15 protein-coding genes are annotated in these 13,682 nt (G+C 63.3%); 6 read left to right on the top strand and 9 right to left on the bottom strand.

Features of this window, described 5'->3' with window-relative positions; all coding sequences use genetic code 11:
* Window positions 1–270 precede the first annotated feature (270 nt).
* The 3 genes from FFR93_RS14810 to FFR93_RS14800 all read right to left on the bottom strand — a co-directional run bounded on the left by FFR93_RS14810 (window position 271) and on the right by FFR93_RS14800 (window position 2,370).
* Window positions 271–1,332 carry a putative zinc-binding metallopeptidase gene (locus tag FFR93_RS14810; protein ID WP_138393768.1) on the bottom strand — a complete coding sequence of 354 codons (1,062 nt, stop codon included), beginning with the start codon at window positions 1,330–1,332 and terminating at the stop codon, window positions 271–273.
* Window positions 1,333–1,420: 88 nt separating this feature from the next.
* On the bottom strand, window positions 1,421–1,612 hold the full coding sequence (locus FFR93_RS14805; protein ID WP_064706373.1) for a CsbD family protein: 192 nt from the start codon (window positions 1,610–1,612) through the stop codon (window positions 1,421–1,423).
* 152 nt (window positions 1,613–1,764) lie between these two features.
* Entirely contained in the window at window positions 1,765–2,370 is a 606-nt protein-coding gene (locus FFR93_RS14800; RefSeq protein ID WP_064706374.1) for a YqgE/AlgH family protein, read from the bottom strand.
* A gap of 140 nt (window positions 2,371–2,510) precedes the next feature.
* Between FFR93_RS14800 and FFR93_RS14795 the strand changes: the two genes are divergently transcribed.
* The 6 genes from FFR93_RS14795 to FFR93_RS14770 all read left to right on the top strand — a co-directional run bounded on the left by FFR93_RS14795 (window position 2,511) and on the right by FFR93_RS14770 (window position 7,098).
* Complete coding sequence (locus tag FFR93_RS14795) at window positions 2,511–3,350, top strand: protein-disulfide reductase DsbD domain-containing protein (protein ID WP_171049189.1); 840 nt, start codon at window positions 2,511–2,513, stop codon at window positions 3,348–3,350.
* Between the two features lie 81 nt (window positions 3,351–3,431).
* Window positions 3,432–3,917 carry a peroxiredoxin gene (locus FFR93_RS14790; protein ID WP_138393766.1) on the top strand — a complete coding sequence of 162 codons (486 nt, stop codon included), beginning with the start codon at window positions 3,432–3,434 and terminating at the stop codon, window positions 3,915–3,917.
* A gap of 518 nt (window positions 3,918–4,435) precedes the next feature.
* Complete coding sequence (locus FFR93_RS41910; protein WP_281407905.1) at window positions 4,436–4,564, top strand: hypothetical protein; 129 nt, start codon at window positions 4,436–4,438, stop codon at window positions 4,562–4,564.
* Window positions 4,561–5,310: a metal ABC transporter ATP-binding protein gene (locus tag FFR93_RS14780; RefSeq protein ID WP_138393764.1), complete on the top strand. Its 750-nt coding sequence runs from the start codon at window positions 4,561–4,563 to the stop codon at window positions 5,308–5,310. The genes FFR93_RS41910 and FFR93_RS14780 overlap by 4 nt, the downstream gene beginning before the upstream one ends.
* The gene (locus FFR93_RS14775; RefSeq protein ID WP_138393763.1) at window positions 5,307–6,179 is read left to right on the top strand and encodes a metal ABC transporter permease; all 873 of its coding nucleotides are present in this window, start codon (window positions 5,307–5,309) and stop codon (window positions 6,177–6,179) included. Before FFR93_RS14780 ends, FFR93_RS14775 begins: the two co-directional genes overlap by 4 nt.
* Before the next feature lie 16 nt (window positions 6,180–6,195).
* Window positions 6,196–7,098, top strand: a complete 903-nt coding sequence (locus tag FFR93_RS14770; protein ID WP_138393762.1) for a zinc ABC transporter substrate-binding protein — start codon at window positions 6,196–6,198, stop codon at window positions 7,096–7,098.
* 33 nt (window positions 7,099–7,131) lie between these two features.
* Here FFR93_RS14770 and FFR93_RS14765 read toward each other — a convergent pair whose 3' ends face one another.
* The 6 genes from FFR93_RS14765 to FFR93_RS14740 form a co-directional block, all read right to left on the bottom strand.
* The gene (locus tag FFR93_RS14765) at window positions 7,132–7,824 is read right to left on the bottom strand and encodes a substrate-binding domain-containing protein (RefSeq protein ID WP_138393761.1); all 693 of its coding nucleotides are present in this window, start codon (window positions 7,822–7,824) and stop codon (window positions 7,132–7,134) included.
* A 77-nt stretch (window positions 7,825–7,901) separates the two neighbouring features.
* A complete protein-coding gene (locus FFR93_RS14760) occupies window positions 7,902–8,210 on the bottom strand; it encodes a Dabb family protein (RefSeq protein WP_138393760.1) in 309 nt (102 codons plus the stop codon).
* Window positions 8,211–8,304: 94 nt separating this feature from the next.
* The gene (locus FFR93_RS14755; RefSeq protein WP_138393759.1) at window positions 8,305–8,724 is read right to left on the bottom strand and encodes a hypothetical protein; all 420 of its coding nucleotides are present in this window, start codon (window positions 8,722–8,724) and stop codon (window positions 8,305–8,307) included.
* 108 nt (window positions 8,725–8,832) lie between these two features.
* Window positions 8,833–11,745, bottom strand: coding sequence for a sensor domain-containing phosphodiesterase (locus FFR93_RS14750; protein WP_138393758.1), 2,913 nt, complete (start codon window positions 11,743–11,745; stop codon window positions 8,833–8,835).
* The gene (locus FFR93_RS14745) at window positions 11,742–12,356 is read right to left on the bottom strand and encodes a GNAT family protein (protein ID WP_064706383.1); all 615 of its coding nucleotides are present in this window, start codon (window positions 12,354–12,356) and stop codon (window positions 11,742–11,744) included. The genes FFR93_RS14750 and FFR93_RS14745 overlap by 4 nt, the downstream gene beginning before the upstream one ends.
* A gap of 28 nt (window positions 12,357–12,384) precedes the next feature.
* Entirely contained in the window at window positions 12,385–13,680 is a 1,296-nt protein-coding gene (locus FFR93_RS14740; protein WP_064710928.1) for a pitrilysin family protein, read from the bottom strand.
* Window positions 13,681–13,682: the final 2 nt, after the last annotated feature.

Below are 13,682 nucleotides of genomic sequence, written 5' to 3'. Positions count from 1 at the left end.
GAGGTTTTGCCGTTGGCACCTCTCTCTATTAAAGCGCTGGCGGCATGAATGTGCCCCTCGGTCCAACCTAATCTCCGTCATGCTCGGGCTTGACCCGAGCATCCACGCCGACACCTACCAGCAGGGGCATGGATCCTCGGCTCAAGGCCGAGGATGACGGAATATGTGGGGTCGTCGCAGCCAATTCGTCCCCGAAAGCCGACAATGGGCGGAGGCGGACTCATCCGATGACGAGCACGGAGTGGATCGGAGAGGCTTTGCATCTCACTGCTATGGCGCCGCCGCGCCCTGGATCAGCCGATGCAGATATTCGAGCTTGGCGACGACGGGCGAAGAGAGCACGAAGGGATAGGCGTCGGGCTGGCCCATGCTGCGCTGGATGGCGTTGATCGCGAGACTGAGCGGCACCCAGGCACTGACGAGTTGCTCGGCGCTCTTGGCCCTGTAGGGAAGAAAATCGACCTCGCCGGATATTTCCTCATGGCCGCGCGGATCGATGGCTATGCCGAAGGCGCGGGCTGTCTCCAGCGTATCGACGATATGGAGGTAATGCGCGAAGCATTCGGCGAAATCCTCCCAGGGGTGCGATGACGCATAGGCGCTGATGAAATTATCCTGCCATCCCAGGGGCGGGCCGGCCGCATAGTGTTTCTGGAGGGCCGCCAGATAATCCTGCCGCTCGTCGCCGAAGACGGCGCGGAAATCGTCGAGGCCGTTCTGGTCACGCACCAGCTTGTTCCAAATGAAATGGCCGGCCTCGTGGCGGAAATGCCCGAGCAGCGTGCGATAGGGCTCGTTCATCGAGCTGCGCGCCTGTTCGCGGGTGGCGTCGTCGGCTTCGGCAGCGCGGATGGTGATCAGGCCTTCCTCGTGGCCGGTCATGGCAGGCACGACATTGCCGTTGCCCTGCAGGGAATCTTCGAGGAAATCGAAGACGAGGCCGCCTTGCGGATCCTCGCCGCGATCGGGATGCGGCAGCTTCCAGCGCAGCAGCGAATAGAAGAGATGACGCTGCGCCTGGCCGATGCGCCGCCAGCGGTCGATGCCGTCCTGAGTATCGGTGTTCGGCACCAGCCGGTTATGGCGGCAGGCGGCGCAGAATTCGCCGTCGCCCTCCACCAGCCAGTTGCAGATGTCGAGGCCTGCGTTGGCGCAGAAACGGACCTTGCGGTCGGCGTCGGAAACGAGCTGCCAGACCGCCTCTTCGCAGGGCTCCAGCGCGTGCATGGCAAGGTCGCCGGGCAGGAAGCCGAGACGGTGGTTGCAGCGCACGCAGTGGCGGTTATCGAAGTGGACGACCTGGTCGCAATTGTCGCAGGCAAATAGCTTCATCGTTTTAATCTCTGCAAAGCAGGAGCGGGATTGAAAATGCCCGCCGCGCGGGCGCAGCGGGCATGTTGATGAGAGCCGAGCTTGTGGTTCAGAGCCTGTCGACGGCGCCCTTGAGCTTGTCCTTGACCTTGCCGGCTGCGACCTGTCCCTTGCCCTTGGCTTCCTGGACGTCGCCCTTGGCCTGCATGTCGGGGTCGTCGGTGGCCCGGCCGACCGCCCGCTTGGTCTTGCCGGCAATTTCGTTTGCCTTGCCTGAAATCTTGTCGCTGGTGCTACCCATGTGTGATGTCTCCGTGCTCGGCGTCGGACCTCTCGTCCGCGCGGGAAGGGAACGTCACTCGCGCCTAATCGTTCCCGCGACTGTCATGGAGCAGCGACTGTCATGGAGCAGCGACCGTCAGGGAGCGGCGACCGTCAGGCGAGCAGCGACCCTCAGGCGTGGCCGGCTTCGGCCGAAAGCATGGCGGCGTTGATGCCCATACCGGCGAGCGCCCGCTCGTATTTGTCCTCGAGGTTACGGTCGAAGATCAGTTCCTCATTGGCAGGGCAGGTGAGCCAGCCATTGTTGGCGACCTCGTTTTCGAGCTGGCCGGCCGCCCAGGAGGAATAGCCGAGCAGCATCGTCGCGCGTTTCGGCCCGGCGCCCTTGGAAATGGCGCGCACGATGTCGAGCGTCGCCGTCAGGCAGATGTCGTCGCTGACCGGGATCGAGGAGTCGCTGGCATAATCGTCCGAATGCAGCACGAAGCCGCGGCCGCTTTCAACCGGGCCGCCGGTCTGGATCGGGAAGTCGCGCGCCCGCTGCGGCAGAACGATCGGTTCTTCCTGCTTGATCATGTCGAGATGCAGCAGCACGTCGGTGAAAGTGAGGCTCTGCGGCCGGTTGATGACGAAGCCCATGGCCCCGGCATCCGAGTGCGCGCAGATGTAAATCACCGTGCGCGCGAAATTGCGGTCTTCCATTCCCGGCATGGCGATGAGGAACTGGCCATCGAAGAAGCCACGTTCCCGTCTGTTCTTCAGCGTCGATAAGGACATCATTCCTCCTGCTGCCAGACCGCACAAAGGCCCCGACAAGAGAAAGATGGGCCAATGTCACAAATCAATCAACCGAAAATGAAGATTAAATGGCCGCCGCTTCTGGCGGCCGGAGAGCACTTTCGGTAAACCTTTGTTCCATGATGACTATTTCATTGGCCTCGCGACGGCTTTTGATGGCGGCCATTTCCCTGACCGCGAGCCTTGCCCCCTTTTTTTCCGCCAAGGCGGAAATGAGCGCCTGGGCCGAGGCCGAGGGAGGCCGCATGCGCCTCGTGGCGCTGGCGCCCGATGCCAGTGGCAAAATCCGCGCCGGCCTGCAGATCGAACCGACACCCGGCTGGATCACCTACTGGCGCGAGCCCGGCAACAGCGGCATTCCGCCTCAGGTCACCATCGCGCCGGCCAGCGGCGTAAGGCTCGATGCCATTGCCTATCCCCTGCCGAAGCATTTTTTCAAAGGTGGGATCGAGGATATCGCCTATGACGCGCCGGTGACGCTGCCGCTGTCGCTGACGGCGGCCGGCAAAGGCGAGGTCACGATCGATGCGACAGTCTTCATCGGCATCTGCAAGGATATCTGCATTCCCTTCCAGGCGAATTTGAGCCTGAAGCTCGGCCGCGCCATGCAGTCGCGCCCGGAAGAAGAGGCGATCCTTGCGGCGGCCGATGCGACGCTGCCGAAGCCGCCGTCGGATGATTTCAAGGTGACGGCGCATGCGATCTCGCCCGATCGGAAGACGCTGTCGCTGACGCTCGCTCTGCCGGCCGACGGCAAGGGCGCGCCCGATATCATCGTCACCGGTCCGAGCGGCTATGCCTTCACCAAGCAGAGCGGCGGCAAACGCGAGGGCGCCACCTTCAGGACCGACGTGATGATCGGCAAACTACCTAAGGATTACGACATTTCGGGCGAGCGCTGGCGCGTGCTTGTCATCGATGGCGGCAGGGCAATGGAGACCGCGCTTGCCTTTGATTGACCGGCACTTATAGTCACCCTCATTCCCCGACGGCGCCTGCCGTCCAGCCCGAACCCCGCAATAGAACCGGAGGAGAAAACCATGACCATCGCGATCGGCGACAAGCTTCCGGCCGCCACCTTCAAGGAAAAGACCGCGGACGGCCCGGTCGAAATCACCACCGAGCAGCTTTTCGCCGGCAAGCGCGTCGTGCTCTTTGCCGTGCCGGGCGCCTTTACGCCCACCTGCTCGCTGAACCACCTGCCGGGTTATCTCGAAAACCGGGACACCATCCTCGGCAAGGGCATCGACGACATCGCCGTGCTCGCCGTCAACGACTGGCATGTGATGGGCGCCTGGGCGCAATCCTCCGGCGGCCTCGGCAAGATCCACTTCCTCGCTGATTGGGATGCCGGCTTCACCAAGGCCGTCGGCCTCGAAGCCGACCTCTCCGCCGGCGGCCTCGGCCTGCGCTCCAAGCGCTATTCGATGCTGGTAGAAGACGGCGTCGTGAAAGCCCTCAATATCGAGGAAAGCCCCGGCCAGGCGACGGTTTCCGGTGCGGCGGCGATGCTGGAACTGCTTTGAGTTTCGCTTTCCAAGCGATCAAAGGGGCGGCCGGTCGGTCGCCCTTTTATTGTTTCCGGGCAAGCCTCCGCCTCGCCCTTCGGGGCCCTGCGGGGCGCCTCAGGATGAGGCTCTCTGGATGCCGGCGCTTGCCTCTCGGAGCACACCAGGATGAGGCTCCCTCGGATGTTCGGACAATCCTACAAACTGCCGCGGTGGAAATTTAACAGCGGCATCTTCCAACGTCCCTCATCCTGAGGCGCGCAGGCCAGAGGCCGGAGCCTCTAAGGACACGCCGCAACGCTGCTTCTTGCATGCATCGAGCGGCGACGCACCCGCCTCGCCCTTCGAGGCCCCTGCGGGGCGCCTCAGGATGAGGCTCTCTGGAATGTCGGCGCTTGCCTCTCGGAGCCTTATCGCCGCCCAGACGAAAGGCGAGGCAGACAACCGCGGCATCCGCCAACGCGTCCCGCTCCCGCCTCATTCCTGCCGCTTTCTTTATAACATAACAGTTATGTTATTACATTGTAGGATCAGCCATGCCGCCGAGCCCCGATTGCCTTCCCTTCAGCCTCATGGGACAATCGGCTCTATCAAGGGTGATCGGCGTGGCGCTGGTCGCCGCCGTCCTCTGGCTCGCCATCCAGTGGGCGGTTCTGCTGCCATGACGCCGTTGATCCGTCTCGATGATCTCACCATCGCCTATGACCGCCACCCGGCCGTTCATCATGTCACCGGCGCTTTTGCGCCCGGCAGCCTGACGGCGATTGCCGGGCCGAACGGGGCCGGCAAGTCGACGCTGTTGAAGGCGATCATGGGTGAGCTTCGTCCGGCCGAGGGCAGGGTCGAACACCGGCTCGGCCGGGCGGAATTCGGTTATCTCCCGCAGGCGGCCGAGATCGATCGGCGCTTTCCGATCTCGGTCATCGACACGGTCATGCTCGGCGTCTGGAAGGCGAGGGGAGCCTTCGGCCGTGTCGCGCCCGCCGACGTCAAGAGAGCAGGCGAGGCGCTTGCCGCCGTTGGCCTCGACGGTTTTGCCAGGCGCCATGTCGGATCTCTCTCGGCCGGCCAATTCCAGCGCGTGCTCTTCGCCCGGCTGTTGCTGCAGGATGCCGGCGTCATCCTGCTCGACGAACCATTCACGGCAATCGATGCCCGCACGACCAGGGATCTCGTCGATATCGTCGCCCGCTGGCATGGCGAAGGCCGCACCGTCATCGCCGTGCTGCATGATTTCGAGCTTGTCCGGGCGCATTTCCCTCAAACCTTGCTGCTAGCCCGCGAGCTTGTCGGATGGGGGACGACCGCCGACATCATGTCCTCCGCCAATCTGATGAAGGCCCGCGCCATGGCCGAGCGCTGGGATGAGGATGCGGCGACCTGCGCCCCGCAAGAGGCGCCGGCGGCATGACGGCCTACGATCTCTTCCTCGCGCCCTTTGCCGATTTCGGTTTCATGCGCCGCGCCCTTGTCGCCTGCCTCTGCCTCGGGCTCGGTTCAGGGCCGATCGGCGTTTTCCTGATGCTGAGGCGCATGAGCCTGATGGGCGACGCCATGAGCCATGCCGTGCTGCCCGGCGCGGCGATCGGTTATCTCGTCGCCGGCTCGCTGTCGCTGACGGCGATGGGCCTCGGCGGCCTTGTCGCCGGCCTGTCGGTGGCGCTGCTTTCCGGTGCGGTCAGCCGTATGACCGTGCTGCGGGAGGATGCGAGCTTTGCCAGCTTCTATCTCGCGTCGCTGGCGCTCGGCGTCCTGATCGTCTCGCTGCGCGGCTCGAACATCGATTTGCTGCATGTGCTCTTCGGCACCATCCTGGCGATCGATGCCCCCGCCCTTTACCAGATCGGCGCAATCACCTCGCTGACGCTCGTCGTCCTCGCCGCCATCTACCGGCCGCTGGTGGCCGAGTGCTTCGATCCGGGTTTCCTGCGCGCCGTCGGCGGGCGTGGGCCGATCTATCATGTTCTCTTCCTGCTGCTCGTCGTGCTGAACCTCGTCGCCAGCTTCCAGGCGCTCGGCACTCTGATGGCGGTTGGCTTGATGATGCTGCCGGCCGCCGTCGCCCAGCTCTGGTCGCGCAGCCTGCCCGTCATGATGCTGGTCGCGACCGCCAGCGCCGGCGCCTCCGGCTATCTCGGCCTGATCGCCTCCTACCATCTCGAACTCGCCTCCGGCCCGACGATCATCATGACGGCGGCCCTCATCTACGCCTTCTCGATCCTTTTCGCACCCTCCGGCATCGCCCGGCGCCTCTTTCCCCGCCCGCATCTGAAGGGCTGACCTCAAGGAGACTTCGATGATATCGCGCAGACTGCTTCTCTCCGTCGCCGCACTGTCCGCACTGACGGCTCTGTCGGCCGCACCCGCCTCGGCCGAAACGCTGAAGGTTGTGGCGTCCTTCACCGTGCTTGCCGATGTCGTCAGAGAGGTTGGCGGCGACCATGTGAAGGTGACGAGCCTTGTCGGCCCGAATGGCGATCCCCACGAGTTCGAGCCGTCGCCGGCCGACGCCAGGAATTTGAAAGCGGCGCAAGTCACCTTCGTCAGCGGCGAAGGGCTGGAAGGCTGGATGGACCGGCTGATCACCGCCTCGGGCTACAAGGGCAAGCCGGTCACTGTCTCCGACGGCATCGCCACCCGCACCATGGAAGAGGACGGCGCCGAGATCACTGACCCGCATGTCTGGAACAGCCCCGTCAACGTCAAGGTCTGGGTGGCCAATATAGAAAAGGCGCTGTCGGCGGCCGATCCCGCCGATGCCGCCGCCTTCAAGGCCAATGCCGAGAGATACACGAAAACGCTCGACGGTCTGAACGCCTATGCCCATTCGAAATTCGACAAGATCCCCGACGACCGCCGCAAGGTGCTGACCAGCCACGATGCCTTCGGCTATTTCGGCCGTGAATATAATGTCAGCTTCCTCGCGCCGCTCGGCCTTTCCACCGAAAGCGAAGCTTCTGCCGCCGACGTCGCCAAGCTGATCGACCAGATCAAGAGCGAGCGCGTAAAGGCCTATTTCTTTGAGAATTCCAACGATCCGCGCCTTGTCAAGCAGGTGGCCAAGGCCACTGGCGCCGCGCCCGGCGGCGAGCTCTATGTCGAATCGCTTTCCGATGCCAAGGGCCCGGCGCCGACCTATGAGAAGATGTTCCGCTACAATGTCGACCAACTCGCCGCCGCCATGGCGAAATCGAGCTGAGGATCGAGGCGTCGGGGGTCGTGCGCCGCTACGTTATCGGCGCTCGACACCCTTTGCCGCCAGGATATGGTCAACCGAGGCCGAAGTCAGAAACTCCGATAGCTGCCTGGCGGCTTCTGGGTCACGCGGATTGGCGCTGACGCCGATGGCGAAATCAATATAACTTTGCAGTTCTGCAGGAAACCTGCCGGCGAGCACGACTTCGGGAGCGGCCGCGAGAATTGACGTCACGGGAACAACTGCCAGCTCGGCCTCCCCACGGCCCACCGCCGACGCTGTCTGCCCTCCCGGTACGGCCACGAGCTTGGGCCGCACTTCTTCGGCTATTCCCAGACGATCCAGCAAACCGGAGAAGTAGCCGCCGCTGGTGCCGTCACTGGCGTAAGCGATCGTCTCGGCACACTTCAATGCGTGCACGAAGGCGTCAACCGATCCCATGTCGAGTGGCCGGCTGCCCGCCTTTGCCGCCACACCCATCCCTACTCGGCCAAAGGCGACCTGGCTTCCCGCCTTGACCTTTCCCGTGGCAGTCAGGTCCTGAACCATGGACGGATTGATGATGACGAGGTCAAAAGCTTCCCCGGCCTCAATCTGTTTCTTGACTGTCGGATTGACTTCCCACTTGACCGTAACCGTCAGTCCCGTGGCGCTTTCGAACTGGGGAATGAGAGCAATGACGGCGGGCCGGACCGCGATAGCGCCAAAAAGCCGGATCTGCTGATGCATGGCCCAACCTGAAATCGGTCAAAACGACCGTCCCTACGATACGGATCCCAGCTGCGTTCCGCAACTGCCGGCCGACCTCACAGATTGAGGTCGAAGACCAGGATGCCGGCAAGGCCGCCATCCGTCGAGGAGACGATGCGCTCGCCGACGGCCACGTGCTCGGGATGAACGAGATAGGCATCCCGCGCTTCGGCGCTTTCAAAGGTCACGGCAAAACCATCGACGAAGCCGGCATGCAGGCCTTCGGGCGAAACATTCGGGCCGTATTTGATATCCAATATGCCTGGGATGACTTGTTTCAGCCCGACGATCGCATCGAACAGCGATTGTTTGTCGTCCATCGTCAGCGCCGTCTTCAGCCGCAGGAACACGCAATGCAGGATCATTATGGTCCTCCCGATTTTCCGTGTCGGCAGCATAGCGGCGAAAGCCGGGACGGCAACGGGATTTATTTTTTGCGCAGGCCGGATGAGGACAGACTTACATCTGGTCGGTCGCGGCCGGGTCGCGGTTATAGATCTTGCGGACGAGTTCCCGGGCATTCGCACGGGCTTCGTCTTTCTGGGCCGGCGTCATCGGCCGGCAGGTGTGGCGGAGGTTGGATGAGTCGAGCACGGTGGCAGCGCCGGAATTGGCGATGACGAGGTGCCAGCTGCAGGCGGCGACCTTGTCGATGACCACCGCGTCACGGCATCCGGAAGACAGGCAGAAGGCCACGGTCTGTTGAGCGGCGTGATTGCCTTTCAGCGCCTGCTGCAGCGCCGTCGCGAATTCGGCGGTCCATCGCTCGCAATGCTTCGCTCCAGGCTGGCAGGCTTTGGTGACGGGTTTAGTTTCGCCGGCCTCGAGCGGCGAGACGAAAAGGGCGCCGATCGAAACAGCGAGCAGAAGCTTGAGCATCAAATTTTCCTTATGTGATGACGCAGAGGCGCATAGCGCCCTTCGTTGGTCAACGACCATTCATGGTGAGCGGAGCGCCCGGCAAGCGGTCGGGCTCCCCTGGACCGCTCACGCCCGTTTCGTGAGTGGAAACCGGTCGCGAAGCAGCCGCAGTACCGATTCCGAGGGCATCGGCGGGCCGAAGAGATAGCTCTGCCCGTAGCTGCAGCCCATTTTGGCAAGCTCGATCGCGTCCTCGTTGGATTCGATGCCCTCTGCCACCACCTTCATCTCCAGCTCGCGCGCCATCGATATCACCGATCGGAGCACGGTCGCCTTCTTGTCGCTGCTGTCGCGCACCAGCGCCTTGTCGAGTTTGATCGTGTCGAAGGGGAAGCGGGTGAGGTAGGCAAGCGAGGAATAGCCGGTGCCAAAATCGTCGAGCGCCAGGCCGATGCCGGCCTCCTTCAGCTTCTGCAGCACGAGACGGGCCTGTTCCGGGTTTTCCATCACCATGGATTCCGTCAGTTCCAGCTTGAGCCGCGAGGGCGTGCAATGGGTCTTGGCGAGAACCGAACGCACGTCGTCATAAAGCTCGTTGTTGAGCAGTTGCACGCTCGACAGGTTGATCGACACGAAGATCGGCAGTTCGCCGGTCTGGTTCTGCCAGCTCATCAGGTCGTTGGTCGCCTGTTCGAGCGCGAACATTCCGAGCGCGCCGATGATGTCGGACGCCTCGGCAAGCGGAATGAATTCCGACGGCGGGATGTTGCCGCGCTTCGGATGTTCCCAGCGCATCAGCGCTTCGAAGCCGGCGACCTCCACATCCTCCAGTCGGGCGATCGGCTGGTAGACCATCGACAATTCCTTGCGCTCGATGGCGCGGCGCAGGTCCGTTTCGAGCTGCAGCCGGTCGGTGCCGAAGTCGCGGAAGGCCGGCTGGAACGGCTCGACGCGGTTGCCGCCGGCCCGTTTCGCCCGGTACATGGCGAGCTCCGCATCACTGAGCAGGCCGCTGGCGCTTTCCTGCTGGTCCACCCAGGAGGCAAGCCCGATCGAGGCCGTCAGGATGATCTCTCGATTGGAGAAGTTGATCGGCACCATGATCGCCTTGCTGACCGCATCGGCAAAATCGGCGACCTTGGCCGGATTGTGCTCGGACACCAGGATGAGGCCGAACTGGTCGCCGGCAAGACGTGCCAGCGTGTCCTGCGGCTTCATCAGGCGGCGCAGGCGCCGCGTCAGCGCAATCAGAATGTTGTCGCCGGCGGCAACACCGAGTGAATCGTTGACCAGCTTATAGCGGTCGATGTCGATCACCATCACCGTCGGGCGCAGCGTCTCGCCGCCCGGCGCCAACGCCAGCACGGCCTGCAGCCGGTCGAGGAAGACCTGCCGGTTCGGAAGTCCGGTCAGATTGTCGTGCAACGCGTCATGCAGCAGCCGCTCGACCGAATTTTTTTGCTCGGTGACGTCGACGATCGTGCCGACGCAGCGGATGATCTCGCCGTTGGAGCCGAGCACTGGCCGGGCCCGGATCAGCAGCCAGTGGAAATGCCCGTCCTCGGCCCTGATGCGGAATTCATGGTTCAGCCGGCCGCGCCGGTGCTCGAGCAGCACGTCGAGGGTAGCGCGGAAGCGGTCGCGGTCGTCAGGATGGAGCCGCGGCAGCCAGTTGCGTGCAGCCCCGTGCATCGTGCCGGGGGAGAGGCCGAGCTTGACCGAGACGTCAGGGATGGTGACGACGCGATCGCGCGCCACGTCCCAGTCCCACACCATGTCGCCGGAGCCGGTCAGTGCCAGCGATTGCCGTTCGAGATCGGAAAACAGCCCCTGCTGGAAGGCGCCGCCGGCAAAGGCGTGCTGCATGACGGTGAAGCCGATCAAGAGCACGATCAGCACGAGGCCGCCGCCGAGCGCCGGCTGGATGATGTCGTTGTCGAGCCGGCCTGTAACGGTCAGCCACGCCCCGAATAGCCAGACGAGCGTCAGGGCCCAGGCCGGCACCAGCAGGATCGCGCGGTCGTAGCGGTTGAAGCCGAGATAGATGATCAAAAGCAGGCCGGTCGCCGCCGTCAGTGCGAAGGAGAGCCTGGCGATGCCGGCGGCAATAGACGGATCGTAGATCGCCACGCCGAAGAGCAGGGCAAGGCCGAGCACCCAGGCGAGCGTGGCGTAGCCGAGATGCGCGTGCCAGCGGTTGAGGTTCAGATAGGTGAAGAGGAAGATGACGAAACTCGAGGCGAGCGCAACTTCAGCGCAGGCCCGCCATATTCGCTGATCGGCCGAGGCGACGCTGATGAGCTTGCCGAGAAAGCCGAAATCGACGCAGATATAGCCGAGCACCGCCCAGGCGAGCGCCGCCGTCGCCGGCAGCATCGAGGTGCCTTTGACGACGAAGAGGATGGTCAGAAACACGGCGAGAAGGCCGGCAATGCCGAGCACGATGCCACGATAGAGCGTGAAGGCGTTGATCGTATCCTTGTAGGCGTTCGGCTCCCAGAGATAGATCTGCGGCAGTTCCGGCGTCGACAATTCGGCGACGAAGGTGATGACGGCACCCGGGTTCAGCGTAATGCGGAAGACGTCTGCTTCGTCGCTCGGCTGCCGGTCGAGCGCAAAGCCTTCGCTCGGGGTGATGGCGATGATGCGCTGCGAGCCGAGATCCGGCCAGAAGAGCTTGGAATTGACCAGACGGAAATGCGGCGCGACGATAACGCGCTCCAGCTGTTCCTCCGAGACGTTGGCGAGCGCAAAGACCGCCCAGTCGCCCTGATGGTTTTCCGAACTCGCCCTGACCTCGATGCGCCGGCGGATGCCGTCGGCGCCGGCCGCCGTCGACACCTGGAAGGCCTCGCCCTGATTGGCATAGATCTCCGTTGTCGCCGTCAGGTCGAGCGCGGTATCGTCACGGGAAATCTTCACCGGTTCGGCTGCCTTGGTAACGCCCGCCGAAAGGGCGAAGACCGCCAGGAAAAGGGCTGCGATCACCGCGATCACTCGTCCGGACGGTGACGTGGGCAGCATGCTGTTTCTGGTCATCGGCTGTCGGTTTTCCTGCCTTTATCCGTATCGGTGGCGAGCCGTGAGAACATCACGTGGTCGTGCCACTGACCGTTGATCTTCAAGTATCCGCGCAGATAGCCTTCCCGCTGAAACCCGGCCTTTTCAAGCAGACGCATACTGCGCGTGTTATCTGGAATACAGGCTGCTTCAATACGGTGCAACTCAAGCCCGGAGAAGATGTAAGGAATAACCAGCTGAAGCGCGGCGTACATATGGCCCTGGCCGGCATGGCGTTCGCCCATCCAGTAGCCGATCATGCAGCTTTGTGCCGCACCCCTTCTGATATAGCCGATGGTGATGCCGCCGACGAGAGTTCGGTTTTCCTTGAGGAAGATGAATAGCGGGATCGCCTGACCGGAGGCATATTCCTGTTTGCCGCGGATAACGCGGGCGCGATAGGCGCCTTCCGTCAGCTCGTCGCGCCGCCAGGTCGGCTCCCAGGGTTCCAGGAATTTGCGGCTTTCAGCGCGCAGCCGGTGCCATTGGCTGAAATCCTGATAGCGCGGCAGGCGCAAGAGGTACCTGTCATTCTCCAGCTCTACCGCATCCGGCTGCCGCGACAGGAACCGAAACACCGATTTTGGCATCGATCACTCCCGGCAGACGGACGTCGGCTCAGCTGGCCTGCATCGTCTTCGGCGCCGGGACCGAAAGCGAGGCAACGATGTCTTCCATCGGCGCGAGCTGCTCGAGCGGGCCGATCGCCGAAAGCGTCGGCACCGTGTCGTAGAACAGCCGGCCTGCGAGATCGGTCAGCCGCTCGATGGTGATGCCTTCCAGACGCTCCATCATCTCCGGATTGGAGATCGGCCGGCCGTAGAGCATCATCTGCCTGGCTATCTGGCCGGCGCGGGCAGCCGGGCTCTCCTGGCCCATCAGCAGCTGGGCGCGGATCTGGGCCCGGGCGCGCTCGATTTCCTTCTGGTGGATGGCATTGGCGGATTTATGCAGCTCGTCGATGATGACGGGCACCAGCTCCGGCAGGTTCTCGCCGCCGGTCGCGGCATGGATGCCGAAGATGCCGGTATCGGAAAAGCCCCAGTGGAAGGCATAGACGGAATAACAGAGGCCGCGGAATTCGCGCACTTCCTGGAACAGCCTGGACGACATGCCGCCGCCGAGGATATTGGCGAGGATCTGCGAGCAGTAGAAATCGCGGGCGTGGTAGGGCTTGCCCTCGAACCCGAGCAGGATCTGCGCATCCATCAGGTCGCGCGATTCGCGCACGCTGCCGCCGATGTAACGCGCCGCTTCCATGACGGGCGGGGCGGATGGCGCAGTTGGCAGGCTTGCGAAACGATCCTCGACCATGCGCAGGAATTCCTGATGATCGACAGCGCCGGTCGCCACGACGAACATGCGGTCGGTCGTGTAGTTGCGGCCGAGATAGGTGCGGATCTGCTGCGGCGTGAAGGAGACGACGGTCTCTGGTGTGCCGAGGATCGGCCGTCCGAGCGTCTGGTCGCGATAGGCGGCTTCGGAGAAGCGGTCGAACACCACGTCGTCGGGCGTGTCGTTGGCCGCGTTGATCTCTTGCAGGATCACCTGCTTCTCGCGCTCCAGCTCATCCTCCTCGAAGGCCGATTCCGTCAGGATGTCGGCGAGGATATCGACGGCGAGCGGCACATGGTCCTTGAGTACGCGGGCATAATAGGAGGTCGTCTCGGTCGAGGTGGCGGCATTGACCTCGCCGCCCACATCCTCGATTTCCTCGGCGATCTGGCGGGCCGAGCGGCGCGCCGTGCCCTTGAAGGCCATGTGTTCGAGCAGGTGGGCGATACCGTGCTCGTCTTCCGTCTCGTTGCGCGATCCCGATTTGATCCAGACTCCGAGCGCGACGCTTTCCAGGTGCGGCATGGTTTCTGTGACTACTGTCAGCCCGGATTTCAGCCGGGTGCACTCAACTGTCATTG

The organism is Rhizobium sp. MHM7A, from assembly GCF_005862215.1.
GTDB lineage: Bacteria > Pseudomonadota > Alphaproteobacteria > Rhizobiales > Rhizobiaceae > Rhizobium > Rhizobium bangladeshense.
This window is presented reverse-complemented; position numbering and strand designations above follow the sequence as displayed.

Coding starts and splice junctions, on each gene's coding strand:
- FFR93_RS14810 (WP_138393768.1), bottom strand. CDS start 1,332: ATGAAGCTATTTGCCTGCGACAATTGCGACCAGGTCGTCCACTTCGAT.
- FFR93_RS14805 (WP_064706373.1), bottom strand. CDS start 1,612: ATGGGTAGCACCAGCGACAAGATTTCAGGCAAGGCAAACGAAATTGCC.
- FFR93_RS14800 (WP_064706374.1), bottom strand. CDS start 2,370: ATGTCCTTATCGACGCTGAAGAACAGACGGGAACGTGGCTTCTTCGAT.
- FFR93_RS14795 (WP_171049189.1), top strand. CDS start 2,511: ATGATGACTATTTCATTGGCCTCGCGACGGCTTTTGATGGCGGCCATT.
- FFR93_RS14790 (WP_138393766.1), top strand. CDS start 3,432: ATGACCATCGCGATCGGCGACAAGCTTCCGGCCGCCACCTTCAAGGAA.
- FFR93_RS41910 (WP_281407905.1), top strand. CDS start 4,436: ATGCCGCCGAGCCCCGATTGCCTTCCCTTCAGCCTCATGGGACAATCG.
- FFR93_RS14780 (WP_138393764.1), top strand. CDS start 4,561: ATGACGCCGTTGATCCGTCTCGATGATCTCACCATCGCCTATGACCGC.
- FFR93_RS14775 (WP_138393763.1), top strand. CDS start 5,307: ATGACGGCCTACGATCTCTTCCTCGCGCCCTTTGCCGATTTCGGTTTC.
- FFR93_RS14770 (WP_138393762.1), top strand. CDS start 6,196: ATGATATCGCGCAGACTGCTTCTCTCCGTCGCCGCACTGTCCGCACTG.
- FFR93_RS14765 (WP_138393761.1), bottom strand. CDS start 7,824: ATGCATCAGCAGATCCGGCTTTTTGGCGCTATCGCGGTCCGGCCCGCC.
- FFR93_RS14760 (WP_138393760.1), bottom strand. CDS start 8,210: ATGATCCTGCATTGCGTGTTCCTGCGGCTGAAGACGGCGCTGACGATG.
- FFR93_RS14755 (WP_138393759.1), bottom strand. CDS start 8,724: ATGCTCAAGCTTCTGCTCGCTGTTTCGATCGGCGCCCTTTTCGTCTCG.
- FFR93_RS14750 (WP_138393758.1), bottom strand. CDS start 11,745: ATGACCAGAAACAGCATGCTGCCCACGTCACCGTCCGGACGAGTGATC.
- FFR93_RS14745 (WP_064706383.1), bottom strand. CDS start 12,356: ATGCCAAAATCGGTGTTTCGGTTCCTGTCGCGGCAGCCGGATGCGGTA.
- FFR93_RS14740 (WP_064710928.1), bottom strand. CDS start 13,680: ATGACAGTTGAGTGCACCCGGCTGAAATCCGGGCTGACAGTAGTCACA.